The organism is Dankookia rubra (genome assembly GCF_004355005.1).
Lineage (GTDB): Bacteria > Pseudomonadota > Alphaproteobacteria > Acetobacterales > Acetobacteraceae > Paracraurococcus > Paracraurococcus ruber_A.
Genome location: NZ_SMSJ01000042.1, coordinates 25,567 through 50,121, shown reverse-complemented (window position 1 = coordinate 50,121; position 24,555 = coordinate 25,567). Strand labels below are relative to the sequence as shown.

The 24,555-nt window shown below is 67.9% G+C and carries 23 protein-coding genes and 5 pseudogenes; 19 read left to right on the top strand and 9 right to left on the bottom strand.

Going from position 1 to position 24,555, the window contains the following annotated elements:
• Positions 1-66 precede the first annotated feature (66 nt).
• On the bottom strand, positions 67-606 hold the full coding sequence (locus E2C06_RS23280) for a GntR family transcriptional regulator (RefSeq protein WP_133290992.1): 540 nt from the start codon (positions 604-606) through the stop codon (positions 67-69).
• Positions 607-699: 93 nt separating this feature from the next.
• On the opposite strand from E2C06_RS23280, the gene E2C06_RS23275 reads away from it, so the two are divergent.
• From E2C06_RS23275 to E2C06_RS23240, 8 genes and pseudogenes are all read left to right on the top strand, one after another.
• Positions 700-1,338, top strand: coding sequence for a LysE family translocator (locus E2C06_RS23275; RefSeq protein ID WP_165982607.1), 639 nt, complete (start codon positions 700-702; stop codon positions 1,336-1,338).
• A gap of 11 nt (positions 1,339-1,349) precedes the next feature.
• Positions 1,350-2,234, top strand: a complete 885-nt coding sequence (locus E2C06_RS23270) for a dihydrodipicolinate synthase family protein (RefSeq protein ID WP_133290991.1) — start codon at positions 1,350-1,352, stop codon at positions 2,232-2,234.
• A 67-nt stretch (positions 2,235-2,301) separates the two neighbouring features.
• Complete coding sequence (locus E2C06_RS23265) at positions 2,302-2,787, top strand: MOSC domain-containing protein (protein WP_133290990.1); 486 nt, start codon at positions 2,302-2,304, stop codon at positions 2,785-2,787.
• A gap of 4 nt (positions 2,788-2,791) precedes the next feature.
• Positions 2,792-3,727: a PDR/VanB family oxidoreductase gene (locus E2C06_RS23260; RefSeq protein WP_133290989.1), complete on the top strand. Its 936-nt coding sequence runs from the start codon at positions 2,792-2,794 to the stop codon at positions 3,725-3,727.
• Between the two features lie 61 nt (positions 3,728-3,788).
• The gene (locus E2C06_RS37825; RefSeq protein WP_165982606.1) at positions 3,789-3,941 is read left to right on the top strand and encodes a hypothetical protein; all 153 of its coding nucleotides are present in this window, start codon (positions 3,789-3,791) and stop codon (positions 3,939-3,941) included.
• Between the two features lie 82 nt (positions 3,942-4,023).
• Positions 4,024-4,836 (top strand): annotated as a pseudogene (locus E2C06_RS23255) (ISAzo13 family transposase); the annotation flags it as partial.
• A gap of 634 nt (positions 4,837-5,470) precedes the next feature.
• Positions 5,471-6,325 (top strand): annotated as a pseudogene (gene tnpC / locus E2C06_RS23245) (IS66 family transposase); the annotation flags it as partial.
• A 3-nt stretch (positions 6,326-6,328) separates the two neighbouring features.
• Positions 6,329-6,571, top strand: coding sequence for a hypothetical protein (locus E2C06_RS23240; protein WP_133290987.1), 243 nt, complete (start codon positions 6,329-6,331; stop codon positions 6,569-6,571).
• On the opposite strand, the gene E2C06_RS38835 is transcribed toward E2C06_RS23240, so the two are convergent.
• The 6 genes and pseudogenes from E2C06_RS38835 to E2C06_RS41085 form a co-directional block, all read right to left on the bottom strand.
• Positions 6,513-6,851 (bottom strand): IS66 family transposase, encoded by a 339-nt coding sequence (locus E2C06_RS38835; protein WP_241671431.1) that lies wholly within the window; start codon positions 6,849-6,851, stop codon positions 6,513-6,515. The two genes, E2C06_RS23240 and E2C06_RS38835, sit on opposite strands and share 59 nt — an antisense overlap.
• Positions 6,773-7,198, bottom strand: coding sequence for a transposase (locus E2C06_RS38830; RefSeq protein ID WP_206664661.1), 426 nt, complete (start codon positions 7,196-7,198; stop codon positions 6,773-6,775). Before E2C06_RS38830 ends, E2C06_RS38835 begins: the two co-directional genes overlap by 79 nt.
• Before the next feature lie 109 nt (positions 7,199-7,307).
• Positions 7,308-7,484: pseudogene (locus E2C06_RS23225) on the bottom strand (transposase); the annotation flags it as partial.
• Between the two features lie 283 nt (positions 7,485-7,767).
• Positions 7,768-8,775, bottom strand: coding sequence for an IS110 family RNA-guided transposase (locus E2C06_RS23220; RefSeq protein ID WP_133290985.1), 1,008 nt, complete (start codon positions 8,773-8,775; stop codon positions 7,768-7,770).
• 76 nt (positions 8,776-8,851) lie between these two features.
• Positions 8,852-8,965, bottom strand: a pseudogene (locus tag E2C06_RS23215) (transposase); the annotation flags it as partial.
• A gap of 18 nt (positions 8,966-8,983) precedes the next feature.
• Complete coding sequence (locus E2C06_RS41085; RefSeq protein WP_133290984.1) at positions 8,984-9,343, bottom strand: hypothetical protein; 360 nt, start codon at positions 9,341-9,343, stop codon at positions 8,984-8,986.
• A 44-nt stretch (positions 9,344-9,387) separates the two neighbouring features.
• On the opposite strand from E2C06_RS41085, the gene E2C06_RS23205 reads away from it, so the two are divergent.
• From E2C06_RS23205 to E2C06_RS23180, 7 genes and pseudogenes are all read left to right on the top strand, one after another.
• Positions 9,388-9,594, top strand: coding sequence for a hypothetical protein (locus tag E2C06_RS23205; protein ID WP_133290983.1), 207 nt, complete (start codon positions 9,388-9,390; stop codon positions 9,592-9,594).
• 90 nt (positions 9,595-9,684) lie between these two features.
• A pseudogene (locus tag E2C06_RS40855) lies at positions 9,685-10,158 on the top strand (TniQ family protein); the annotation flags it as partial.
• A gap of 255 nt (positions 10,159-10,413) precedes the next feature.
• Positions 10,414-11,289 carry a TnsD family Tn7-like transposition protein gene (locus E2C06_RS39660; protein ID WP_241671429.1) on the top strand — a complete coding sequence of 292 codons (876 nt, stop codon included), beginning with the start codon at positions 10,414-10,416 and terminating at the stop codon, positions 11,287-11,289.
• A complete protein-coding gene (locus E2C06_RS23195) occupies positions 11,286-12,083 on the top strand; it encodes a TnsA endonuclease N-terminal domain-containing protein (protein WP_133290981.1) in 798 nt (265 codons plus the stop codon). Before E2C06_RS39660 ends, E2C06_RS23195 begins: the two co-directional genes overlap by 4 nt.
• Positions 12,084-12,110: 27 nt before the next feature.
• The gene (locus E2C06_RS23190) at positions 12,111-14,330 is read left to right on the top strand and encodes a DDE-type integrase/transposase/recombinase (RefSeq protein WP_133290980.1); all 2,220 of its coding nucleotides are present in this window, start codon (positions 12,111-12,113) and stop codon (positions 14,328-14,330) included.
• Entirely contained in the window at positions 14,330-15,844 is a 1,515-nt protein-coding gene (locus E2C06_RS23185; protein WP_133290979.1) for an ATP-binding protein, read from the top strand. The genes E2C06_RS23190 and E2C06_RS23185 overlap by 1 nt, the downstream gene beginning before the upstream one ends.
• 148 nt (positions 15,845-15,992) lie before the next feature.
• A complete protein-coding gene (locus tag E2C06_RS23180; protein ID WP_165982602.1) occupies positions 15,993-17,345 on the top strand; it encodes an IS701 family transposase in 1,353 nt (450 codons plus the stop codon).
• 17 nt (positions 17,346-17,362) lie between these two features.
• Here the strand turns inward: E2C06_RS23180 and E2C06_RS23175 are convergent, their stop codons facing one another.
• Both E2C06_RS23175 and E2C06_RS23170 read right to left on the bottom strand, forming a co-directional pair.
• A complete protein-coding gene (locus tag E2C06_RS23175; RefSeq protein WP_133290978.1) occupies positions 17,363-18,730 on the bottom strand; it encodes an IS5 family transposase in 1,368 nt (455 codons plus the stop codon).
• 442 nt (positions 18,731-19,172) lie between these two features.
• Positions 19,173-19,532 carry a hypothetical protein gene (locus tag E2C06_RS23170; protein ID WP_133290977.1) on the bottom strand — a complete coding sequence of 120 codons (360 nt, stop codon included), beginning with the start codon at positions 19,530-19,532 and terminating at the stop codon, positions 19,173-19,175.
• Between the two features lie 240 nt (positions 19,533-19,772).
• On the opposite strand from E2C06_RS23170, the gene E2C06_RS23165 reads away from it, so the two are divergent.
• The 4 genes from E2C06_RS23165 to E2C06_RS23150 are packed head-to-tail and all read left to right on the top strand — an operon-like array spanning position 19,773 to position 24,191.
• Positions 19,773-21,389 (top strand): heparinase II/III domain-containing protein, encoded by a 1,617-nt coding sequence (locus E2C06_RS23165; RefSeq protein ID WP_241671428.1) that lies wholly within the window; start codon positions 19,773-19,775, stop codon positions 21,387-21,389.
• Between the two features lie 51 nt (positions 21,390-21,440).
• Positions 21,441-22,331, top strand: a complete 891-nt coding sequence (locus tag E2C06_RS23160) for a hypothetical protein (protein WP_133290975.1) — start codon at positions 21,441-21,443, stop codon at positions 22,329-22,331.
• On the top strand, positions 22,328-23,608 hold the full coding sequence (locus E2C06_RS23155; protein WP_133290974.1) for an O-antigen ligase family protein: 1,281 nt from the start codon (positions 22,328-22,330) through the stop codon (positions 23,606-23,608). The genes E2C06_RS23160 and E2C06_RS23155 overlap by 4 nt, the downstream gene beginning before the upstream one ends.
• On the top strand, positions 23,601-24,191 hold the full coding sequence (locus E2C06_RS23150) for a sugar transferase (protein WP_133290973.1): 591 nt from the start codon (positions 23,601-23,603) through the stop codon (positions 24,189-24,191). Before E2C06_RS23155 ends, E2C06_RS23150 begins: the two co-directional genes overlap by 8 nt.
• Positions 24,192-24,555 lie beyond the last annotated feature (364 nt).

The following is a 24,555-nucleotide window of genomic DNA, read 5'->3' as shown; positions in this document are numbered from 1 at the left end:
CAGCCGGCGTCCACATGGCGGTCTCCAAGCAGGAAACCGCCCGCAACGCCGCCCAAGGGGTCAGGATCAGCCCGTCAGACGAGTGCCATCACCCCTTCGCAAACGGGGTCTAAGATAGCCCTGCAGGGCCTCGCGCAACCGGGGCGAGCCGCGTGGGTCGCCGTAGCGCAGCCGGGCGCCCTGGCGCATCAGTACGGCGTTTACCGCCTTTCGCCAGGCGAGCCGCGGGAAGTCGGCGGATGACAGGTCGCCATAGCGGAAATCGGCAACGCGCGGCGGGCGGTCAGGCATCGCGGGCAGGTCGAAGCCGGCCAGCACGCGGCCATAGGTCGAGAGGCGGGAGGGCGTGTCGGACATGGCGGGCACGCCGCCTGGAGACACCGCCAGTCCGCTTGCCACCCGTGTGCGCGCGCCCTGGCGGGCTTCCAGATAGCCCTCGGCGATGAGTTGTTCGTAGGCGGCGGTGACCGTGGTGCGGGAAACGCCCCATTCCTCCGCCAGGGCGCGGGTCGAGGGCAGGGATGCGCCGGGTGTCAGCACGCCCTCGGCAATCTGGCGCCTGATCGCCTCGCCGATGCGATGGGTGATGCGAGGTGTAGGCGACATACAGCGAACTGGCCCGGACTTTTTGTTAGAAACTGGATGTTTCACCTGGTCCGGCTGAATGGCAAGGTTGATGCTCCCATGTGGAGAGCGCGCGTGCCCGATCCATCTCAGTTCGCCCTTTTCCTCGCCGCCGCGCTTCTGCTGGCGGTGACGCCAGGTCCCGGCATCTTCTACGTCGCTGCACGAAGCCTCGCCGGCGGGCGCGAGGAGGGGATCGCCTCTTCGCTCGGCACTGGGCTCGGCGGCACCGTGCATGTGCTGGCCGGCGCTCTGGGCGTCTCCGCTATCGTGCTGGCAAGCGCAGAGCTGTTCACGCTGCTCAAGCTGGCCGGTGCGGCCTACCTCGTGTGGCTGGGCCTGTGCGCGATCCTGGCGGCGCGACGGGACGCGCTGGCACCGGAGCCCACGCCCGCGCTTGGCTCGCGGCGCGCCTTTCGCGAAGGGGTGGTTGTGGAAGCGCTGAACCCGAAGACCGCCGCCTTCTTCCTGGCCTTCGTACCGCAGTTCGTGGACCCGACTCAGGGCCAAGTGGCCGTGCAGTTCGCCGTGCTTGGGCTGCTTTCCGTCCTGCTGAACACCTTGGCCGATATCGTGGTGGCCATCGCTGGAGGCAGCATTCGTCAGGGTGCCTCGACGCGGCCGGGGCTGGTGCGGCGTCTGCGCGCGGCGTCAGGCGGGGCGATGATCGCGCTGGGGCTGGGCCTTGTCTTCGTGCGGCGGCCGGCCAGTTGAGGAGCACCCAGATGTCCATTTTTCACGGCCTGTCGGCTTTTCCCCTCACCCCGGCCGATGCGGCGGGTCGCGTGGATACCGGAGCCTTGTCGCGCTTGGTCCAGCGACTGGTGGAGGCTCGGGTGGGTTCTGTCGGCCTGCTCGGCAGCACCGGCACCTACGCCTACCTGTCGCGCACCGAGCGGCGCCGCGCGGTAGAGGCGGCGGCGGAGTGCACGGGCGGCCGCACTCCGCTGGTGGTTGGCGTCGGCGCGCTGCGCACCGATGCGGCGCAGCTCCTGGCGCGCGATGCCGAGGCAGCGGGCGCCGATGGGCTGCTGCTGGCGCCGGTATCCTACACCCCGCTGACCGAGGACGAGGTCTTCGCCCATGTCGCCGCCGTGGCCGGCGCCACGGGGCTGCCGCTGTGCCTCTACAACAACCCAGCGACCACGCATTTCACCATGACGGATGCGCTGGTCGCGCGGCTGGCGGCGCTGCCGCGCGTGGCGGCCGTGAAGAACCCCGCCCCGCCATCGGACGAGGCGGCGCGCCACGCCGCCCTGCGGGCGCTGGTGCCGGCGGATTTCGCTATCGGCTACAGCGGCGACTGGCGCGCGGGCGCGGCGCTGCTGGCGGGCGGGCAGGCCTGGTACAGCGTCATCGGCGGGCTGCTACCGGAACCCAGCCTGGCGCTGACCCATGCCGCGCTGGCCGGGGAGACGGCGCAGGTGGCGGCACTGGAGGCACGCTTCGCCCCGCTCTGGGCGCTGTTCCAGGAATGGAGCAGCCTGCGCGTGACCCATGCCGCCGCGCGGATCCTGGGCCTTTGCGACACGGCGCTGCCGCTGCCGATCCAGCCCCTGCCGCCCAGCCTGCACCCGCGCATCGAGGCGGCGCTGGACGCCCTGGCCTGACCGCGGCGCTGGATGGGTTCAAGGCCCAGCACTCCGGCCACACGTCGCCCAACCAAGGACTATTGCTATGAGCCCCACCCCCGCCTGGACCGGCCTGGTCGAGCACCTGCACATCACCGCCCGCGCCTTCCTGCCCATGCATGCACAGGAGAGCATTGCGCTGGTGGCCGGACGTGGCATCGAGGGCGACCGCTACATGCTGGGCATCGAGCAGGGCTTCTACTCCGAAAAGCCGGAGGAAGGCCGCCAGGTCACCCTATTCGAGGTGGAGGTGCTCGAAGCCATCCAGCGCGACTACGGGGTGGAACTCCTACCCGAGGAGCACCGCCGCAACATCACCACGCGCGGTGTGCCGCTGAACTGGCTGGTGGGCCGCCGCTTCCGCATCGGCCCCTGCCTGGTGGAGGCCACGCGCCTCTCCGTGCCCTGCCGCCACATCGAGGAGATCCTGGACAAGCAGGTCTTCGACCCGATGATCCATCGCTCCGGCCTCAACTGCCGCATCCTTGAAGGCGGGACGGTGCGAGTGGGCGACGCGGTCCGGCCGGAATAGTCCCATGGCGCGCCACATTGCCCTGGTGGTCGAGCAGGCGCTGGAGGACGGCCCCCTTACCCGTCGCCTGGTGCTGCGCGACCCCGATGGTTGGCCCCTGCCGCGCTGGAAACCAGGCGCTCACCTGGACCTGATGGTCCCCGGTATTGGCCCGCGCGCCTACAGCCTGTGCGGCGACCCGGCGGCGACCGATCGGTGGGAGGTGGCGGTCAAGCGCGAAGCTGCCTCGCGCGGGGGGAGCGCCTGGGTGCATGAGGCGCTGCGCCCCGGCGATGCGGTGGCTGCCACCATGCCCCGCTGCACCTTTCCTATCGCAGCGGGGGCCAACCGCCACGTGATGGTGGCTGGCGGCATCGGCGTGACGCCCTTTCTGGCCATGGCGCGAGCGCTGGAGCGGCAGGGTGCGGACTGGGCGCTGCACCTGCTGTGCCGCGGCGCACCACCCTGCGGCGACGTGGTGGCTGCGCTTGGCCCGAGGGCACAGGTGCATGACACTGCGCGCGCGCCACGTCCCGCCTGGAGCACGCTGCTTGGCACACCTGCGCCTGGGCTCCACGCCTATTGCTGCGGGCCGGAGGCGATGCTGGACGGCTTCGCCGCCGCCACCACGCATTGGCCCAAAGGCAGCGTGACGATGGAGCATTTCGTCCCGCCGCCGCTGCCGGCCGCCGAGAGCGCCGTGTCCTACACCCTGCGTCGCGCCGCAACCGGGGAGGAGGCGGTGGTCGAGGCCGGTGGCAGCATGCTCGCCGTGCTGCGGGGGTTGGGGGCGAAGGTGAACGCCTCCTGCGAGGGAGGCATCTGCGGCGCCTGCGAGGTGCGATGGGTGGAGGGGACGCCGATCCATCGCGACCGCGTGCTGTCGCCAGAGCGCCGGAAAACCCACCTGATGGCCTGCGTGGCGCAATGCGCCTCCAGTCATCTGGTGGTCGAAGGGTGACCACCGCCCCCTGGGGCCGCGGCGGCTGGCTTTGCGTGAATGCGCCGGACCGACAGTCGAGATGCTGGCCGTGGCCGCCGCTGTCAGCAATCCGGTCAGCCAAGACCTGGGGGCGCTTGATCGCTTTCGGGATGCCGACCGCGCAAGACAGATGACCGAGATGGGCGCCTTCCAGCCCGATCTGCCTACTTGGGATCTGACGCGGAATAACTGAATCGGATGTGATGGCGGCTCACTGGCTGAGGGCCGGAAGGGACTGACGATGGCTGGCCGCGCTGGCGCAATCGGCAAGGGTGATCGACCTCGACGACATCCGCACACGGTATCAGCAAGCCTGCAAGTTCCTGGATGAGCGCGGGCGACGGCTGTTCGCGGCCAACGAGGCCCTGGCGCTGGGCCACGGTGGGGTGACGGCTGCTTCGGCCGCGACCGGGCTGGCGCGCAGCACCATCCGGCGAGCCATCGTGGAGCTGCAGAGCGGGGCCAATCCAATCGGCCCGCGGGTCAGACGAAAGGGCGGCGGGCGCAAGCGCGCGGTCACCCTGCAACCGGAGCTGCCGGGCGCTCTGGAGACGCTAATCGAGGATGCCATCCGCGGTGGCCCGGAGACGCCGTTGCGCTGGGTGAGCTGCAGCCAACGTCAAATCGTCCAGGCTCTGGACGAGCGTGGCTTTACTGTGAGCCAGAAGCGGGTTGGCCTGTTGCTGCGCGATCTGGGCTACAGCTGCCAAGCCAACCGCAAGACCCGGGAGGGAACGAACCATCCCGACCGCGATGCTCAGTTCGCCCACATCAACACCTTCGTGCAGGCGGCAATGGCGGAAGGCCAGCCAGCCATCTCGGTGGATACCAAAAAGAAGGAGCTGGTCGGCGACTTCAAGAACCCCGGCCGCGAACTGCGTCCCAAGGGCCAACCCGAGCCGGTGCGGGTGCACGACTTCGAGCTTCCGGACCTGGGCAAGGTCGCGCTTTACGGCGTCTACGACCTGGCCGCCAATGCCGGCTGGGTCAACGTCGGGGTGGATGCCGACACGGCGGCCTTTGCGGTCGAGAGCATCCGACGCTGGTGGCAGCAGCTTGGCCGCCGTTGCTTTTTGGAGTGCAGACGCGCAGCAGGGGCTGTGGCCGGTATTCACCGGCGCGCAGCTCCTGCCGCAACTCTTCCAGCCATCGTTCTCGCCCATAGGCGGTGATCTGATCGAACGTCATCCTGTCGAAGCCCGCGGAGCCACCATTGCGGTGGCATGCCCGGTAGGCTTCTTCGAGGACGTCAACCCGGCAGACTTTGTCCTATAAGGTGTAGAAGCGGAAAGCTGGTTCAGCCTTAGCTTTCGCATGCAGCGAGATCTGTAACTTCCGAACCCTTTCGAGCGGAGTTGCTGGGCCTTGGGCCAATCCCCGGGGTCTCGTCACTTTGCTCGCCTGTCGCAGGTCAGGGCCCCTTTCCTCAGCCGGCATTACCCGACCTCATCGGTAGTACGGACCCATCCGCCATCTGCCCTGGCCGGCGCCTTCCCTCGCGGGTTCGCCGTTGTCCAGTCGGCTGCCAGCCGTGGTCGCCAGGACAGACTTCCCTTGTTGCGCACCGATATTCCGCCATGCGTGCTGCCATCTTTACCCCGGTGAAACCGTCTGACGCGTTTCTCGCTCGCTTGTCCGACGACGGCGGCCTCCCCATTCCACTGGTGGGTCGGCTCTCACGGCTGATCTTTTCGAGGCCGCGTCGATGTTCGCTGTTGCTGCGTGCCGGTACTGGCCAGCTGCAAGACCGATGTCGGGCGATGTTGGGTCTATGTCCGTGACGACCTACCATTCGGCGGCACAGCCGCCCCGGCGGCGACGTTCCGCTACTCGCGCGACCGCGGCGGGGTGCATCCGCAGGAGCATCTGGCCGGCTATGCCGGGTTGCTCCAGGCCGATGCCTACAGCGGCTACGGCAAGCTCTACGACGCCGCCTGCCAGCCCGGGCCGATCCTGGAGGCGGCCTGCTGGGTGCATGCGCGACGGCCGTTCTTTGTCCTGGCGGACGTGACGCAGAACGCGCGCCGCGTGGCCGAGGGCAAGAGCGCCGGGGTCATCTCGCCGATCGCACTGGGGGCAGTGCGGCGCATCGACGCACTGTTCGCGATCGAGCGCGGCATTAATGGCCATAGCGCCGAACAGCGGCGTGCCGTGCGCCAAGCCGTCAGCGCACCGCAGGTCGTCGAGTTTGAGGTATGGATGCGCGAGCAGCGTGCCAGGCTGTCCCGCACGCACGACCTGGCGCGCGCGATGGACTACATGCTGAAGCGCTGGCCGGCGTTTACCCGGTTCCTCGACGATGGCCGCGTCTGCCTCTCGAACAATGCCGCCGAACGCGCCCTGCGCGGCATCGCGCTGGGCAGGAAATCATGGCTGTTCGCGGGCTCCGACCGCGGCGGCCAGCGCGCCGCGGCGATGTATTCGCTGATCGTCACCGCCAAGCTGAACGACGTCGACCCGCAAGCCTGGTTGGCCGATGTGCTTGGCCGGATCGCCACGCATCCGGCCAGCAGGGTTGCCGAACTGCTGCCCTGGAACTGGCAGGCCTCGCGGCAGCCGAACAGCAAGGCCACCTGACCCGTGCCTGCCATCTCGGCCGTATTCACCATCAACCACATCGCCGCGCTGCTGGGCGAGGACAAGGAGTGGCTGCATGACCTCTCCATCGGCATGTTCCCCGAGGATGGTCGCCTGTACGTCAACGGCCTCGGCGAGGACGGCGTCACCGCTTTCACCCGGGACGGCATCGACAACTTGAAGCAGATCATCGACGACGAACGCGACGCAGGGCGGGCTCCGCCAAAAGCGGGGTCTGCTCCGTAGCCAGAAAGGGTGCGGGGTTCACCGGATGCTTACGCTTGCTCTGCGCCTGGCGCGCCACGCAGCGCTGCTCGGGCGATTGGCCCTTGATCACTGCCTCGATGGCATAGAGCTCGCCGATCCGCCGCAGGGCTTCCTCGGCGATCGGTGACTTGGTGCTGTCGTAGACCTTGAACAACTCGCGCCGCGCCTGGGCCATGCAGGTCACATGCGTGATCGCTGGCGGCTTGCCGCCCTTCGCCGCGGTCGGCGCGTCGTAACCGGCATAGGCATCGGCGTGCAGCCAGCCGGCATAGCCGCCCAGGTGTTCCCGCGGCCGCTCACCCTTGCGGTCCGGCGAGCGTCCTCTATCGCCGGAGGACCGGCGGCAGGCGGCGGCCCCGACCCACCTGGCGGCGTCGCTGCGGCCAGATCCGGCACGACCTGCAGCGGCATGAAACTCGGCGCCTCGGCCACCAGCCGGCCGCGTCGCTGCGCATACCGCCACTGCCAGAGCAAGCCGCGGCTGACGTCGTGCCGCCGGGCGATCTCGCTGAACTTGACCCCGGGCTCATTCAGCTCGGCCAGGATCTGCAGCTTCTCCTCGTCCCGCCACTGCCGGCGGCGCTCCACACCGGTGATGATCTCCATCGCCCACCCCGCTGCCTGCCCTTACCGGCGCTCGAAAGAACGCTCATAAGATCCAAGGCAGGTCCCGCACAGATCCGGTAGGCGGCCCTCCGCAGATGGGTACCCACATCGCGGCGCACGGCGGGCTTCACCACTTTCGGCGCAGCACGTCCTGCAGCATGGTCTTGTCCAGCGTCAGATCCGCCACCAGCCGCTTGAGCTTGGTGTTCTCTTCCTCGAGCTGCTTCAGCCGCCGGATCTCGACCACACCCACCCCGGCAAACTGCTTCTTCCATCTGTAGAAGGTTCTCTAACTGAGGGCGGGCGCACGGTGATCCTGATCCTCTTCCCTGGTCCGGCGCAAGGTTCTCTACGAAGTCGCCAGTGCGCTTCCGACGCGCGGCGCTTCATAATGGCGTCCAAGGCTTCGGCCTCCCAGCTTGTGGGCTACGCGGTCGCGCTTTGGCGCGCCGCACGTAATACCTCGGACTCGGCCGTCGCCTCCCGCCCGGACCGGGACGGAAGCTCAAAGATCCATTAGCACCCGCCTGCTTCGGAGTTTCCCTCCTCGCCTTTATGGCTGCTGCCGATCAGGCCGTGCGGAACTCGGTGCCGTCCACCCACATGCGGTGGAGGATGACACCGAGCTTGCGCGCGAATGCTACGCTGGCCTTTTTGTGGCCGACCTTGGCCCGCAGCCGCAGGCCCCATTCGCGCAGTGCGCCGCCGCCGCCCGCTCGGGTGATGAGGCTCGACGCCGCCTCGAACAGCAGGGTCCGCAACATGCCATCGCCCCGCCGGGTGATGCGCCCGCTGTAATCGACCTCGCCCGACTGATAGCGCTTCGAGGTCAGGCCGATATAGGCGCCCACGGATCTGGAATGAGCGAACCGGGTGGGGTCGTCGATGGTGGCCAGGAAGGCATAGGCGGTGATCGCGCCAACACCCGGCACGCCCATCAGCCTGCGGCACAGGTCAGAGCCCCGAGCTTCGGTAAGCAGCCGCCGGGTAAGCTCCGCAAGGGACCGTGCGAGGTCTTCTCGTAGGCGCAGCAATGGCCTCAGGGCTAGGGCGAGCGCCTCATTGGCCTCCAGCGCCAGCTCCACCCGGTCGGCCCAGCGACGGGGTCCCTTCGGCAGGCGCACGCCCATGCTCGTCAGCAGACCACGGATGGTGTTGTCGAGGTCCATGCGCTGGCGCAGGACCAGGGCGCGCGCCTTGAGCAGTGCCCGCATGCCCTGTGCCGCCTCGCTCTTGACCCGTACCGCCCGATAAAAGCCAGTTCGCGCCAACTCGGCCAGCATGGCTGCGTCGTTCGCATCGGTCTTATTCGGCATCTGGCTGAGCACAGCATGAGCCTGGCGAGCGTCGACGCAGACAGCCGGCAGGTCACGGGCGATCAGCTGTCGGTACAGCCAGTTCGCCATCCGCTCCGTCTCGAGCACCAACCGGGCGGGTCGACCGAAGCGGGCCAAGGCCGCCGCGATCGCGTCCGGGTCGGTCGCCGTCTTGCCCTGGCCTAGGATCCGCCCGTCGGCGTTTCGAGCACAGTAGGCGGTCTCCTCCATGGAGACATCGAGGCCAACGAAATAGCTCATCTCGCACTCCTCCGACTGACTGGGTGGCAGCCCATCATCGGCCACCAACCCCGGAGTGCGCCCGCCCTCAGTTACGCCATGTCGGCTCGGAGACGCCCATCTTGCGGCAGATCTCCTCCACTGCCGTCCCGCTCTCGGCCTGCCTCAGCGCAAAGGCGATTTGCTCGTCCGTGTACCGCTTCCGCTTCACGGCACCCTCCTCCAAGGGTCAGAGTGCCCGAAAGACTTGCGCTCCACCCGGACCAGTTTCGAGGGTCAGGACCATCGTGATCCGTCGGTAGACATAACGGCCGTGCTCGGTCGCCAGGGCCACGATCACCTCGGTCAGCACCGCTTCGTCAATCCGGACGCGGCACGCGCGGCGCCGCGTCGAGCGGAAATTTTCTGGTTTAAGCGCTACTGGATAAACTATTTGCCGGTGCCTGGCGGATTTTCCATACTTATTCCTCCCTAAATCGCGAATTCCAAAAAATTTCTTGTCTGTGTATGTTTGAGGCGGTGATGGTGATTGGGCCGTCGCACCTATGCGCTGGGTGTGATTCGGCAATTGCCTCACCGCATCGGCCATACAGATGCGTCGCTTAGCCCAATCTGCGCAGGGAGAATGTTTAGGTGAATGAGATCGTCTCAGGCCGGCGACTCGGGCCATTTATCCTCCTCACTGATGGTGAGGGCCTTCGTCATGCTGTCCGGGCAAATGCCATTGTGGCTCTGAGCGATGCGGACGACCAACTGGGCACAACGACGATCCAGTTACCAGGAGGGCGGGCGCTTTTGATCCTTGTGCCCTTTGAGGACGTGTTGGCATGGGTCAGCTGAACGTGCGAGCATGCGGCACCAACAAAGTTAGTCGTGTGTTGGGTTGGTGCACTCTGTTTTGTGGCGAGTGCATGATCAGTGCCGGGCGCCATGTCTGACCTCGGTTATTTTCCGTCGCTGCTTGACGGTGAACTCGTTTACTCCGGGGCTGCACGCTATTCCCGCCTTATCGGGATCGAAGATGCGCGAATTATTCTTCGGTTGGCATTTGGGAAGCGATCCGGAACCATAAATATGATGTTAACTGGTGGCCTGAACAAACTCGCGGCTGCTATTCCGCCGGAATACCGCCTCACGGCACAGGCACTGGCGATTGAGCATACAGTCCTTCCCTATTACTCGCCATTTATTACCACCAAGGGTCACGAAAGTCTCTGGTCCTCGCTGCTCGGGGGCTGGGCCCCAAGCGGATATGTATCAGTGTCGGCAACGCGAATGGCGCTGCCTCGCCACTCACATCTGAATTATTGCCCCGTTTGTGCCCGCGAAGATGGGATGCACGGCGAGGGCGCAGCATGGAGACGTGCGCACCAGTTGCCAGGCGTTTACGTATGCTCTGCGCATGACGTTCCCCTGATACAATCAGACGTTCGCTGCACTGGTCGCACACGCCTTCATACCTGTCCCGAGGACGCCGACGCTGGGTTTCCGCTTCGGTGCCCTTTCACCTCGGTGGCAGCGCGGGCAATCGCGCGAGCGACTAACGAAATTATGGCGGCCAACCAAAGCCCTATCCCATTTCGCGCGCTCTCAGCCGCAGTCAGGGCGGTGCTGACGGAGGCTGGCTGGAGAGGTCGCTCAGGGATCAAGACGACAGAGATGGCCGAAGCATTCGGCAAGTGGCTTATCCCGGCCGATGTAGAATCGGATCTGGGTTGGCTTAGTTTTGTAGGGCGCAACATGTGGTCTGAACTATGGTCTACCGCCCAACATATTCATGCACGGCACCCGGTCCGGTACATCATGCTGCTGGCATTTATTGGCGTGAGTCCTGGGGCATTCTTTGCACAGTGCCGGGATCTGCAGCGACATTCACCGGAAGTCGCACCGAAGGTGACAGTTTTCAGAAATGCTGGTGTCACTACCGAAGTCTACAAAGAGCGGCTTCGTGTGTTCCTGGCCGCCCATGCCGGATCCACTCGGACACAAACTTGGAGGCGCCTGGGTTACGCATGTTGCATCCTGAGGCATCGTGACCCCGAATGGCTCAGTGCGGCACTTCCGATGCCTGTGCGCCGTACCGCCTCGTCGCGACGGCGAGTCGATTGGGTAAATCGGGATTGCGAATACCTTGGACGCGCCCGCACAGCCATCGAAGCCATTCGTAACAAATCCGGCAAACCGAGGCGGCTCTCCGTTTACTCGATTTATGAGGAGATGGGCGTCTCCCGGAAAATGCAAAGATTTCGTGAGAGGCTGCCCCAGACGACATCTTGTATCTCTGGCGCCCTGGAAGGGAACAAGGATTGGTTTCGAAGATTGGGCAGGTGGAAATTCATTAATACGACGGTTAAATCGGGGCGGATGCCGACTCTTGTAGAATGGAAGAATCACTTAATACCTCAATACTCTTTGAAGCCCGATATTCGGCAGATGCTTGACGAGCTGTACGTCGCACTATCGGGTGAATGTGTGGAATTCTTCAGCTCCAGGCGCGCTACGGCTCCGACATCTGAACAGCAGGTATTCAAATGAGACGAGGTCTCACTCGGAGCGCAGTCGCGCGCCGACTTGCCGGAGGCCGGGGTTCAGGGCACGGGGCTTTGTACAAGGCTTTCTTGGGAGTTCGAGACGTGCCGTCCAGGGGCCTTACTACGCTCGTCCCTGGCAGGCTTACGGGCCGTCAGCACATTGTGTTTTCGACGCTCGAGCGCCACTGCCTTCTATTCCTGCAACGCCTTGATGACGTCATCGACATCCGGGAACAGTTTCCACTTCCGCTCGATCGGTCGACCCGTATCGCAGAAAAATTGGGTTTAAAGCACCCCAGATATTCGCGAGGGAGTGAGATGGTTATGACCGTTGACTTTCTAGTGACACGGCGGCGTGGCGATGGCCAGCGTTGGTTTCACGCTATTTCGGTCAAACCCAGCAAGGAACTCGCCATTATCAGGACCCGCGAGAAGCTGGAGATCGAGCGATTAGGCTGCATTTCACTCGGCTGGCGCTGGGCCCTCGTCACTGAGAAGGAACTTCCGCCGACCCTTTGCGGCAACCTCGACTGGCTGGACCAATGGCATAACATCCCAGAGGCGGAGCTCCGTGGTCGAGATGTCAACGCGATCGCGGCCTGCATCCTGGAAGCAATCTGCCAGGAGCCCGGGAATGCGCTTAATGAAGTCTGTGCCAGCGTAGACCGCCTGGTTGGACTCGACGCCGGGACCGGACTCACGGTCTTCGCCCATATGCTCGCCCGAAAACGCTGGACAACGGATCTCCTGTCACCACTCGACGTCAATCGGCCAGCGCCCATTCTGACGGTGGGTTGATGGCGCGCGACGAAAGCCGGCGGCGCGATGGCTTACCCCTTTTTTCGCAACCAGATCATCCGCCGTCTTCGGCCTGATGGCTTAGCACATCATGCGCGGATTCTTTGGTTTCAGCCTGGGCGTGAGCACGTCGCTCTGTTCCGCCTCGATGCGCTAAACGCCTTGCCCGAATGGGAATCTGCAGAGCGACTGTCCGCTGGGGTGGCAGGCGGCGAAATCGAGCCGCTTTCCGATGATCCATATGCGGTGGACGTGCTCCCTGAAAGCACTCTGAACAGCGCCGAGAAGTCGCTGCGCGACACCCGGCTGGCTGTCCTCGCGCCATTTTTCGCAGATCCGCTAGCGGCTCTGGACCCACATGGCAGGGCACGTCTGATCGCTGAAAGTCATGACCTGGCGGGCGCTTCGCGGGCTACCGTGTACCGCTTGCTTCGCCTCTATTGGCGCCACGGCCAAGTCCCGAACGCGCTCGTGCCTGTCTACCGCCATTGCGGGGCGCCAGGCCGCGAGCGGGCCGACAACGACCCAGATCGGAAGAAGGTGGGTAGGCGCCCTCGCGGCTTCCCCGAGTGGCGGGATGAGGGGGTGCGCGTCACCACCACTGTCCGCGACAAACTACAGGACGGATACCGTTACCTGGCTAAGGGAATGAACTGGATCGAAGCGCACCGCGAGGTGCTGCGCTTGCACTTCAGTCACGAAATCCTGGTTGACGGTCGCCCCAAGCGGGTGACGCTACCAGATCACCTCCTGCCAACGCTCAACCAGTTTAAATACTGGATCAGGAAGAAGCACCGACCGAGCGAACTCATCATCGCCGCAAAGGGCGAGACGGCCTACGCCACCGGACACCGGCCGAAGATCAACACCTCGGCCGACATGGCGCATGGGCCAGGAGCGATTTACCAAATCGACTCAACAGTGTGCGATATTTATCTCCGGAGTAGGTATAATCCGGAGTGGCTGGTGGGCCGTCCGATCCTATACTTGGTTTTCGACCATTGGTCGCAACTCATCGTCGGCTTCCATGTGACGCTGGATTCGGCAAGCTACCAGGGTGCAATGTTCGCGCTTGAGAACGCATTTTGTTACAAGGTGCCGTTCTGTAAAGCATTCGGCGTGGAAATCGGCGACGCCGATTGGCCAGCGAGGCATTACGCGCATGGATTGCTGACCGACCGCGGGCCGGACTTCACGAGCAAGATGATCGCGGAGGGTGCCGGAACTCTGGATATGCGGGTTGCGTGGACTTCGCCAATGCGTCCCGACCTCAAGGGCATCGTCGAGGGCGGCATTGGGCTGATCAGCGTTGAAGGATTTAGGTGGGCACCGGGAGCAATTCGCAAACGCGAAAAAAACGAGCGTAAGCACGAGCTCGATGCCAAGCTCGACATGAATGATTTTACCGCCTTGGTCATCAGATGGATTCTGAAGTACAATAAGAGTCACCGGATCAAGAACCCCCCGATAGCCTGGACGTCCACTGATGGGGCCGATCCTGTTCCTCTGCAGCTATGGCATGAGGGACGTAGGCTGCGGGGCGCCATGGCGCCCGCCGACCCGAACCGCGTACGCCTTGCGCTCATGGAGCGGGTCGAAGCCGTCGCTACGGACGAGGGGCTGCGAACGGCCGACAACAATCTCCACTATTGCTCAGCGGGAGCCGACGAGCTGGTGGACCTATCGCGACTCCCGGGCCACCGTGCACGGAGGTTTACGGTTTGCCGCGACCGACGTGACATCACCCACGCCTTGCTCCTGACACCGAAGGGAAAGGTCGCGGGACAGCTCGTGATGACCCCCAAGGACCGGAGGCGTTTCGACGGCTGGTCCCATGAGGAGGTGCTCGAGTTCTGTGAAATGCGTAAGATCCAGTCGGCCAAAGCGGGTGCAGACCAGTACAGGGCTTGGTACGAATTTAAGGACCACACCGACGCAATCGAGGCCGAAGCACGCGTTAGGGGCGGCAGCATCAAACCGACGAGGGGCCCGGGCGGCATCCCCGCGCAACGCGCGGCGGATCGCCGAGAGGCGGCGCGCGAAGCGCAACCCTGGACGACCGGTTCGGTCCCGAAAAGCCACGGCGCTGGAGAGCCGTTGGCTGTGGGATCTGGATTGCCGAATCCGCCGGAAGCGACTGCCACGGTCCCACCACCTTCTGCGTCCGCTCACACGACGAGCACGGGCGTTCGCGAAGCGCGAATTGCTCTCCTCCGGGGGCTTGAGGACGGCGAAGGAGCTAGCTGATGGCGCGTCCTGCGATGTTCGACGCGGTCTACCGGGACCAGGCTGTTCCTCACTATCGAGGGAACCCGCTGAACGAGGCGCTGCCGGACATTTTGACGGTGGACGAGGCGGTCAATGCAATGATGCGTCGGGTGAGGCCGACGGAACAGGAGCGCGCCCTGCCGCCGCACCTCAGACGGCACGCGACGAATCGGCTCCGAGATTTCCTGTTCCCGCTCACGATGCATTTGGATCTGTCGGCTAGGCTCGGGGAACTCATCCGCGACGGGTATTCAAGACGAAACCCGCACACGGCCGATTGGCGGAGCGTGCTCCAGGTTTCTGACAATGCAGGCAACGCAGACCTGGCCTATGTCGGAAGGCCGGGGCTGCCGGGCCTTTTGATGGCGCTCATCGGGCCGAGCGGCATCGGCAAGACGTCCGCCGTCGACGCGGTTCTCGCCACCTACCCGCAGGTTATCCGGCATCTTTCCTACAAGGGCCAGCGCCCGCGAATCGCGAGGCAGATCGTCTGGCTGAAGCTGACGTGCCCGCCCCAGGGCTCCACGCGCGAGCTCTGCTGCGCCTTCCTAGACGAAGTGGACAGGCTCGCCGGCACGAGCTACGGGCGCGATTTCGTGGGTAGGGGCACGACCGCGGAAGCCATGCGCCGCCTCATGGCGAAGGTGGCGCTGCTGCATGGCGTCGGCCTCCTTGTCGTGGATGAGGTGCAATGCCTGTCGGAGGCTAGCTCCGGCGGGTCAAGAGTGATGCTCAATTTCTGGCTCGCACTGACGAACGGGCTGGGCATACCGATTGTCTCCATTGGAACGCCAAAGAGTAAGCGGATTCTCGGCGCCGAGTGGCAGCACGCACGACGCGGGGTCGGCCAAGGCGATTTCATCCTCGAGCGCCTGAGCAACAACGACGAGTTCGAGATTTTCTGTTCGACGCTCTGGAAAGAACAGTTTCTTCAGCAGCCCGCACCGCTGACGAGGGCAACAATCGACCTGCTCTACGATCGCAGCCAAGGCGTGCTCGACCTAGTGGTGAAGCTCTTCATGATGGCCCAGCGCAGGGCCATTGACGCGGGCCACGAGACGCTCGAGCACAGGCATTTGACAGAAGTTTACGACGAGTCCTTCAAGCTGGTGCACGGGTTTCTCGAGATCATGCGGCAGGGCGGAAACGCCGACGATGACCGCTGGGATCAGGCGCTGGACCATCTTGACCGGACGCTCGCCGCGCAGACCGACCGGGAGAGGGCGATGGCCGCGCTCCACCGTGCTCGGCAAGCGGAGGACGTCGGTTCCGCTGGCCAGCCGAGTGAGCCGAAGCGGAAGAGGCAGCGAAAGCGGCCAGCAGAAAGTGCGCCGTCAGGTGTCGCTGACAGCTCTCACACGGCCCAGGCTTGGACGCCGCCCGACGACTCGGTGCTGGCGCAGAAGGGCGGGCATGAGCCACTGCGCGAGGCTGGCCACATCTACGACATCTCGGCCGACCTCATGGGAGGGAAGCCTACGTCCGGCAGTTGAACCTCGGGTGTTGCTGGCACCGGGTCAAGAGCCTGAGGTATTGCGCGATTGGCAGCTAGCACTACTTCGGCAGATTTCTGGCGATCCGAGAGTCAGACTGGTAGGCTGATGGACAGTTCGATTGGGTTGCGGCCTGGCGAGGTGGCGCATGATCGAAGCGGCGGCGGTCGATTGGGAGCCAATCTTTGCCGAGTGGCTGAAGCCATTCTTGGAGGCCCTCGGTCATAAGGTGCGGCAGCGCTGGGCGCCGGTCTATGTGCGAGGTCTGCTGGGTCCTGGGGACCGCAAGAGCGTACAGCCGATGGCGGCGCGAGTTGCGCCGGCGGACTGCGACCAACTGCACCACTTCATCAACAGCCCAGCCTGGCAGACTGCCCCGCTTGATGTGGTGCTGGCGCGCGAGGCGGACCGCCTCGTGGGCGGGCCGGAGGCGGTGCTGATCATTGATGATACCGCGCTGCCCAAGAAGGTCGAGCACTCGGTCGGGGTCGCTCAGCAGTATGCCGGTGTGCTGGGGAAGACGGCGAACTGCCAGGCCCTGGTCTCGCTTACCCTGGCCCGCGGCGAGGTGCCGGTGCCCGTGGCGCTGTTGCTCTATCTGCCGAAGACCTGGTGCCAGGACCGACGGCGCTGCGATAAGGCGGGGGTGCCAGTGGAGTGCCGCGCCTTCCGCAGCAAGGGCGCCATCGCGCTCGAAGAGATCGATCGGCTCCGGGCTGCCGGCGTCCGCTTTGGTTGCGCCCTGGCCGACAGCGGATACGGCCGCAGTGCCGCCTTCCGGCGCGGCCTCGCCAGCCGTGCTCCGCTCTGGGCGGTGGGCATGCCGAAAACGCAGACGGTCTACTCCGCCGCGGTGAAGCTGTGCTGGCCCGCCCCGCAGGGCAAGGGACGTCCACGCCGGCATGGAGTGCCGAACCAGCGGCCGGTAACGGCCGCCGCCGCCCTGAAGTCCGCGCCTTGGCGCTCGGTCCAATGGCGACAAGGCACCAAGGGCCCGCTGATCGCCAGCTTCGCCGCCCGACGTGTCCGGAAGGCCGAGGGGGGGCAGTCGGAGATCGGACATCGCCTGCCCGGCGATGAGTTGTGGCTGGTGGGCGAGCGGCGCAGCAGCGGCGAGCGGCGGTACTACCTGGCCAATCACCCCGCTGAGACGTCCTTGCAGACCCTCGCGGCGGCGATCAAGGCGCGCTGGGTTTGCGAGCAGGCGCACCAACAGATGAAGGAAGAACTCGGTCTCGACCACTTCGAGGGGCGATCCTGGGCCGGCCTGCACCACCATGCCTCAATGGTGCTGATCGCCTTTGCCTTCCTGCAGCACCTCCGGCTAGGGCAGAGTGGCCAGCGGGGGGAAAATCTGCACCACCGGTCCGCCACCCCAACCCACCTTGCCTGCCATTCGTCGCGCGCTGCTGGCTCACCTCGCCGCCGTCGTGCGGCTGCGGTGTCCCAAATGCCGCGAGTTCATCGTCCTGCACAGGCTCGAATAAAAGTGCCGAAGTAGTGCTAGTCGCCCGTGAACTACGGGTTTTTCAGACGGCTGAGTGCCTGGGCAGGCGTCTCTCTGAGCTGGTGAGCGGAGGTCAGCCGGCTGAGCAGGCAGGCCAAGAGGCAGGCCAGCCAGGCGCGGAGCAGGCGGAGGTTGTGGCCCACGGCGGCGAGGACGACGTTGATCGTATCGCCTTCTGTGCCGCGCAGGAAGTTGCGACCGAGATGGCCTTCGCTCTTCAGGTGGCCGATGACGGGCTCGATGGCGCTGCGGCGCCGCCGCTCGCGGCGAATGGTGGGCGTGATGCTGCGCTTCTGGCCGGAGATGAACACGCGGGACTTGTCGGCATCATGGCCGCGGTAGCCGCGGTCGACATAGGCGCGCTCGATCTCGATGCCGGTGATGCGCTCGGTCTGGGCGATCTGCTCGGCCAGGGTGTGGCCATCATAGGGGTTGCCCGGCAGGGCGCGGGCGCCGAGGACGAACTGCCCGCCGGGCGCTGCGGCATTGGTGGTGGCGAGCGAGACCTTCACGCCGAACTCGTAGCGGGCTTGCGCCTTGCCTTTGCCGATGCACTCCACCTCCGGCGCGTGCAGGGAGTAGAGCTTGTCGCGGCCGCGGTCCTCGCGCCGTTGCCGCAACAGCCGAGCGACAAGGCCGAGCGGACCGGCGAGGGCGGCCTGAATGGCGGCGCTGCCCACGATCTTGCGGCCGATGTCGCGGGCCAGGCGCCCGAGCCAGGTCCGCAACTGCCGGACCTGGCGCTCCGCTTGGCGCGGGCGGCCCGAATGGATCAGCTTCGCGGCCTCGCGCCGGGCACGCCTTGCCACCCGCAGGTAGGATTGGCGCAGCTGGATCCCGTGCCGCCGGGCAAGGCGCGCCAGGATCTCGATGCCGCGGTGGAGCAGCTTGCTGTCGGTGGGGTGGGTCACCGCCTTGGGCTGCACCGTGGTGTCGATGGTGACGCGCTGCAGGTGCTTGTCCTCGACGGCGCCGCTGCGCCGTGTCGCGGCCAGGCTCTCGGCCAGCAGCACCCCCAGCCGCTCCGCGCCAATGCGCTGGCGCCAGCGTGTCAGCGATGAGCGTTCCAGCGGCAGGGCATCCTGGAAGAAGGTCTCGCCGCAGAACAGCTGCACATACGGGCTGTCGAGATAGCGCGCGCAGACCGCCTCGTCGGAGAGCCTGTCCATGTGCTTGAGCAGGTGCAGGCCAACCATCAGCCGCGTCGGCAACCCCGGGCGACCGCAGTCGGTGTAGAGCGCCCCGAACTCCGCCTCGAACCGGCGCCAGTCGATCAGCCCGGCCAGGCGCACCAGCGCATGCCGCGGGTCCACCAGGTTCTGCAGCCGGGCGCGGAAGAGATCCTCCTGCGGCCCGGCGGTAGGTTGCTTGGGACGCATCAGCGAGCTCCCTGCCAGGGTGCCGCCGATCGAATCACGCCCCGTCCGGTCCCGCAGCGCACAGCCTTGTTTGCAAGGTTCTGGCTCTTGTTCGAGGCTAAACCGGCAAAAGCGGATACTTCCCCAATGCCGGAAAACCGCAGATCGCCGCCAGCTTCAGCCTATTTCACGGCTGACCAGCTACTGACATCGTAGTTGCGCCGGTGCGGTCCACGACTAGACCCCTTGAGTCGACCGAGCCGCCGCAGTCGGAGAAAGCAGCGCAAACGCGATCTTGAGGCGGATTGGCAAGCGGTTGTCAGAGGCGGTAGCGCCTCTCCGAGCGCACAGTTTCGAACTCTATTTCCGCGCTTAGCTAACCGGGTGTTCCTCCGAGTTTCAGAGTTTGATCTCTGCCCTTCCTGAAAAGGCCAACTGCCTCGATGAGGCTTAGTCTCAGACTCTATTGTCTGTCCCCAGGCTGGCAGGCGGTCGCCGCGCCGCGCGCCGCGAAAAAGGCCTCGGCCGGGGAGGGCGGCTCGTCCGGCGGCGGCGCCGGCGCTGCGGCCGGGGGCGCCGGCGCATAGGACGGCACGGGCGCCGGCCCCTGCACCGGGCGGCCCGCGCCGGCATCGAGGATGCGCTGCAGGATGTCCTGCTGCGTCCCGGTCGGCAGGCTCGGCAGCGGCAGGCCGCCGGGCAGGGTGGAGGGCAGCGCGGGCGGCGAGAGATACCCCCCGCCTGCCCCGGCCTGCGTCTGCGATCGGGCCGGCATCGGCAGGGCGAGCTGCACCGCCAGCAGCGCCGCCAGCATGCGGTGCATCGGGGAAGGGCCGGCGCGGCGATGCAGCGGGACGTCCTCTCGCGGGCTTGGGCGCAAATGCAACTATTCCTTGCAACGTAAATAGCCGAATTCCACCCTGATTTGGCAATGATTCGAATATTTAGCCTTCCTAGGCGAGGCGATGCGGCGGCACGACTGGGCCTGCGTCCGGTGCTGCTGGCCGCTTGGCATCGCGGCCCCGGGCGCGTGCTGGCACGCCGCCGGTTGCAGGATGCGGCGGTGCCGCCGGGACCTTTCCTGCCGGCCGGCGGGATCGCCGCGCCGGCGGTGCCCGGATGGCACCGGGACGCCGTGCTGGCCCGCGCCGCGGCGGCGGCGCCGGCCGATTGGCACGGCCCCTTCGCGGCCGCGCCGCACGCGCTCGACCTCGACCTCTTCGCCCCGGGCGACGTTCGCCCGGTCTGGGAGCGCAACCGCTGGGCCGAGCTGCCGCTGCTGGCCCAGGCCGCGCGGCTCGACCCCGCGGCCGGCCACTTGGCGCGGGCCGAGGCGCTGCTGGCCGGTTGGGCTGCGCGCAACCCCGCCTTCCGCGGCCCGAACTGGGCCTGCGGGCAGGAAGCCGCGCTGCGCGCCCTGCATCTCGGCCTGGCGCTCGCCCTGCTGGGCGCCGAGCGCGCGCCGCCGCCGGGCGCCCGGGCGCTGCTGGCGCTGCATGGCCGGCGCATCGCCGCGACCCCGGCCTATGCGCTGGCGCAGGACAACAACCATGCGGTCTCGGAAGCCGCCGGGCTGCTGGCCTGCGGGCTGCTGCTGGGCGAGGCCGGCTGGACCCGGCGCGGCGCGGCGCGGCTGGATGCGGCCTTGCTGCGGCTGGTCGCGCCCGACGGCTCCTTCGCCCAGGTCTCGACCGGCTACCACCGGCTGCTGCTCGACGTGCTCGCGGTGACCGAGGTCCTGCGCCGCCGGCTGGGCGGGCCGCTTCCGGCCGCCGCCGACCGCGCCGCGGCCGCGACCCGCTGGCTGCACCGCCTGGCGGAGCCCGCGACCGGGGCGATGCCGCGGCTCGGCCACCAGGACGGCTCGGCCTTCGCCGACCTCGCCTTGGCCGGGCCGGACGACGCGCGGCCGAGCCTGGAGCGGGCGGCGCGGCTGTTCGGCGGCGGCTCGGTCGGGCTGGCGGCGGAGCCGGGCTGCGCCTGGCTAGGCCTGGCGCCCGGCCGCGTGCTTCCCCCGCCGCCCGCGGCCTGGGTAGGGGAGGGCCTGCGCGGCTGGCATTCCGGCGGCGCCCGCGCCCTGCTCCGCACCGGCCCGCTCCGCTTCCGCCCGGGCCAGGCCGACCTGCTGCACCTCGAGCTCTGGGACGGGCCGCTCGCCCTGCTGCGGGACGGCGGCAGCGGCGCCTACAACCCGCCGCCCACCGAGGCCTGGTGGCACGCCCATTTCACCGGCACCGCCGCCCACAACACCATCGCCTTCGACGGCGAGGACCAGATGCCGCGGGTCACCCGCTTCCTGTTCTCCCATTGGCCGGCCATGGGGGTGCTGCCCGACGGCGCCTTGCTGCGCGACCGGCGCGGCCGCCGCCACGCCCGCCGGGTCCGCGCCGAGGGCCGCCGCTGGGTGGTCGAGGACCGGATCGGCGGCCCGTTCCGGGAGGCGGCGCTGCGTTGGCGGCTCGCACCCGGCCCATGGCGCGCGCGGCCGGACGGCGTGGCAGGTCCCGCGGCGCGGCTGCGCGTCACCGCCGACGCGCCGATCCAGTGCGCGCTGGAGCCGGGCTGGGAGAGCCCCGGCTATGGCGAGGTCCGGCCGGCCCCGGTGCTGGTCGTGCGAGTGAGGCGCCCGGTCACGAATCTCACAACTGTGATCGAATTGCCTTTCTCAACCCTGGATTGAGCGCGCGCCGATTGTCTACAGATCGGAGTCGCAAGATCCACAGGGGAATGCATGCCGCTGGACCTGCTGCTGCGGGGTGTCTGGGACCGGCGCTGGCGCGTGGCCCTGGCCACCCTGCTGCTCTATGCCGCGCTGGCCGGCATCGTGTTCCAGCTGCCGCGGCGGCATGTCGCCCAGGCCGTGGTCGCCCCGGCCGAGACCACCAGCATCGCCACCTCCACCCTGCTCTCCCCCGTGCCGCTCTTCGGGGCGGGGCTGCTGGACGACAGGCCGACGGGGAATTTCGCCGTCTACCTCGATGCCCTCCGCTCGCCCGAGGCCGCGGCGATGCTGGCGCGCGACACCGGGCTGCCGGCGCACCTGGCCGAACGCCGCGCCGCGCCGCCCCTCGGCTGGCTGCGCCGGCAGCTCGGCCTGCGGATGGAGCCCGACCTCGACGACGTGCAGGACTGGCTCGAGCGCAACTTCGCCGCCACCCAGAACATCGCCACCGTCACCGTGACGCTGACGCTCGCGCATGCCGGCCGCGCCGCGGCGCTGGATGCGCTGCAGCGCCTGCATGCCCTGGCGGAGGCGAAGGTGCGCGGCGACCTCGCCGACCTCGCCCGGCGGCGGATCGCCGCGATCGAGGCGCGGCTGGCCGTCGAGCGCGACCTTTATCTCCGCAACGCGCTCTACGAACTGCTCGGCCAGCAGCAGCGCAGCGCGCTGGTGGTCGCGGCGGATGAGGCGGTGGCGGCCCGGCTGGTCTCGGCGCCGATGGTCGAGCAGCGGCCATCCCTGCCGAACCGGCCGCTGCTGCTGCTGCTGCTGGCCGTGGCGGCGCCGCTGGCGGTGCTGGCGGCGACCCTGGCGCTGGTGGTCGTCCGCGCCCTCGCCGCCGGCCGGCCGCGGCCCTTGCCGCTCGGCCTGGCGATGCCGCCGATGGGGCCGGCGGAGTGACCCGGGCCGCCCGGCCCGAGGCCGCCTTTCCCGCGGTCCGGTTCGATGCCGCGAGCCTCGCGGCGGGGACCGGGCTGCTGGCGGCGGCGCTGCAATTCGCCGGCGCGCTGAAGTCGCTGCCCGGCATCGCCGCGCTGCCGGTCGACCTGACCCTGCTGGCGGCGCTGCTGCTGCTGCCCTCGCTCGGCCTGCTGCTGCTGGTGCGGGACTGGGTGGTCGCGCCGGCAGTGGCGGGACCGCTGCTGGCGGCGGCGCTGCTGCTGGTCTGGCTGGTGCTGGCCGGCGGCTGGACCGCCTCCCGCCTCGTGCTGGCGGAGAAGCTGCCGCAACTGGTCCTGCTGGCGCCGACCATGCTGCTGGCGGGGATGCTGGCCGGGGCGGATGGCCCGACGCTGCGGCGGCTCTCGGCCGCGGTGGTGGCGGTCGGGGTGGCGGTGGGCGCGGCGACCGCCTGGGGCGTGCTGGCCGGCCATGTCGTGCTGGGCGGCGCCGTGGGGCAGGATCCGGCGAAGCTGCGGGTGCAGTACCAGCTCGCCGGCCTCGCCATCGCCTGCGCCGCCGGGCTGGCAGCCTTGCGGGTGGTGGAAGCGCGCGGCCCGCGCCGGCTGGGCTGGGCCGTGGCGACGCTCGGCCTCGTTGTGGCGGTGCTGGTGCCGGGCGGGCGGGCGGCGCTGCTCGGCCTGCTGCTGGGCGTCGCCGGGGCGCCGGCGGTGCTGCTGTGGCTGTCGGCCCGGCGCGGCGCGGCGCTCGGCTGGGTGGCGATGATCGGCGCGGCGGGGCTGGCCGGGCTGGCGGGGCTGCTGGCCATGCCGGGCGCGGAGCTCGGGCTGCGGACGCTGGAACGGCTCTTCGGCGACCCGGCCACCGCCACGCCCGCCCGCCTGATCCTTTGGGGGGAGGCGCTGCGCTGGGCGGGCGAGGCGGCGCCCTGGGGCATCGGCACCGGCGGCTTCACCCTGGCCGCGGGCAGCGGCGACGACCGCGCGCTGCACCCGCACAACCATGCGCTCGAGGTGCTGGCGGAAGCCGGGCTGCCCGGCCTGGCGCTCTGGCTCGCGGCCTTCGGCGGCGGGGTGGCGCTGGCGGTCCGCCGGGCGCCGCGCGTCGCGCCGGGCCGGGCGGCGCGGATCGCCGCGCTGACCCTGCCGCTGGGACTGACCGCGATGGTCTCGACCGATCTCGGCAACCGCATGGTCTGGTTCGGGCTCGGCCTGCTGCTGTCGCTCGGCCTGGAGGCGCGGCGCCGCGTGCTGCCGGGGGAGGACCAGCATGTATGAGCGCCGGGGCAAGCGGGCCTTCGATGTCGCCGCGGCGGCGGTGCTGCTGCTGCTCGCCCTGCCGCTGCTGGCCGCGGCGGCGCTCGGCGTGCTGCTGGTGCTCGGGCGTCCGGTGCTGTTCCGCCAGCGGCGGACCGGGCGCGGCGGGGTGCCTTTCACGCTGGTGAAGCTGCGCAGCCTGGCCGAGGGGCCGGGGCCGGACGCGGCGCGGCTGGGCCGCTTCGGGCGCTGGCTGCGGGCCAGCGCGGTGGACGAGCTGCCGCAGCTGGTCAACGTGCTGCGCGGCGAGATGAGCCTGGTCGGGCCGCGGCCGCTGCTGCCGGAATACGAGGCGCGCTTCACCCCGGCCCAGGCGGCGCGGCTGCGGGTGCGGCCGGGGCTCTGCGGCCTGGCCCAGGCGGCGGGGCGCAACGCGGTGCCCTGGCAACGCCGGCTGGCGCTGGATGCGCGCTATGCCGGCGCGGCGCCGACCCTGCGCGGCGACCTGGCGATCCTGCTGCGCTGCGCGCGGGTGCTGCTGCGCGGGCAGGGCGCCAGCGCGCCGGGGCACGCGACGATGCCGGCCTTCCGGCCGGGGGCCTAGAGGGGGCCTGCCCTGGCCGTGTCGGGACACCATCGCTCCGGGCTTCGTCGAGCCGGGGCTCCACGTCCTGCGCGTTTCCACCCGGGACGACCGCCGGCGAGCGCCCGCTTCCTTCCCGGGCGGACGGGCACGACCGGGCCACGCGGTGCTCTCCCCAGGGCCGATCATCCATGTCCGCGGGTTCGCTTTGGATTTGAGCGGGTTGAACCCACAATTCCGCTCAATCCGCCTCAAGATTCTTGAAGGTGCCGCCTCGGCCGGCAGGCGGAAAGCCAAGCCAAAGGCCAAGGTGAGGTGAAATGGCTTGACTTTTTGTAGGAATAAAAACTTAAATCGCGCCTCGGCCATCCCGGCCGGCGGAGCG

Coding starts and splice junctions, on each gene's coding strand:
- E2C06_RS23280 (WP_133290992.1), bottom strand. CDS start 606: ATGTCGCCTACACCTCGCATCACCCATCGCATCGGCGAGGCGATCAGG.
- E2C06_RS23270 (WP_133290991.1), top strand. CDS start 1,350: ATGTCCATTTTTCACGGCCTGTCGGCTTTTCCCCTCACCCCGGCCGAT.
- E2C06_RS23265 (WP_133290990.1), top strand. CDS start 2,302: ATGAGCCCCACCCCCGCCTGGACCGGCCTGGTCGAGCACCTGCACATC.
- E2C06_RS23260 (WP_133290989.1), top strand. CDS start 2,792: ATGGCGCGCCACATTGCCCTGGTGGTCGAGCAGGCGCTGGAGGACGGC.
- E2C06_RS37825 (WP_165982606.1), top strand. CDS start 3,789: ATGCTGGCCGTGGCCGCCGCTGTCAGCAATCCGGTCAGCCAAGACCTG.
- E2C06_RS38830 (WP_206664661.1), bottom strand. CDS start 7,198: ATGGAGATCATCACCGGTGTGGAGCGCCGCCGGCAGTGGCGGGACGAG.
- E2C06_RS23220 (WP_133290985.1), bottom strand. CDS start 8,775: ATGAGCTATTTCGTTGGCCTCGATGTCTCCATGGAGGAGACCGCCTAC.
- E2C06_RS41085 (WP_133290984.1), bottom strand. CDS start 9,343: ATGGCCGATGCGGTGAGGCAATTGCCGAATCACACCCAGCGCATAGGT.
- E2C06_RS39660 (WP_241671429.1), top strand. CDS start 10,414: ATGGCCGAAGCATTCGGCAAGTGGCTTATCCCGGCCGATGTAGAATCG.
- E2C06_RS23195 (WP_133290981.1), top strand. CDS start 11,286: ATGAGACGAGGTCTCACTCGGAGCGCAGTCGCGCGCCGACTTGCCGGA.
- E2C06_RS23190 (WP_133290980.1), top strand. CDS start 12,111: ATGGCTTACCCCTTTTTTCGCAACCAGATCATCCGCCGTCTTCGGCCT.
- E2C06_RS23185 (WP_133290979.1), top strand. CDS start 14,330: ATGGCGCGTCCTGCGATGTTCGACGCGGTCTACCGGGACCAGGCTGTT.
- E2C06_RS23180 (WP_165982602.1), top strand. CDS start 15,993: ATGATCGAAGCGGCGGCGGTCGATTGGGAGCCAATCTTTGCCGAGTGG.
- E2C06_RS23175 (WP_133290978.1), bottom strand. CDS start 18,730: ATGCGTCCCAAGCAACCTACCGCCGGGCCGCAGGAGGATCTCTTCCGC.
- E2C06_RS23170 (WP_133290977.1), bottom strand. CDS start 19,532: ATGCACCGCATGCTGGCGGCGCTGCTGGCGGTGCAGCTCGCCCTGCCG.
- E2C06_RS23160 (WP_133290975.1), top strand. CDS start 21,441: ATGCCGCTGGACCTGCTGCTGCGGGGTGTCTGGGACCGGCGCTGGCGC.
- E2C06_RS23150 (WP_133290973.1), top strand. CDS start 23,601: ATGTATGAGCGCCGGGGCAAGCGGGCCTTCGATGTCGCCGCGGCGGCG.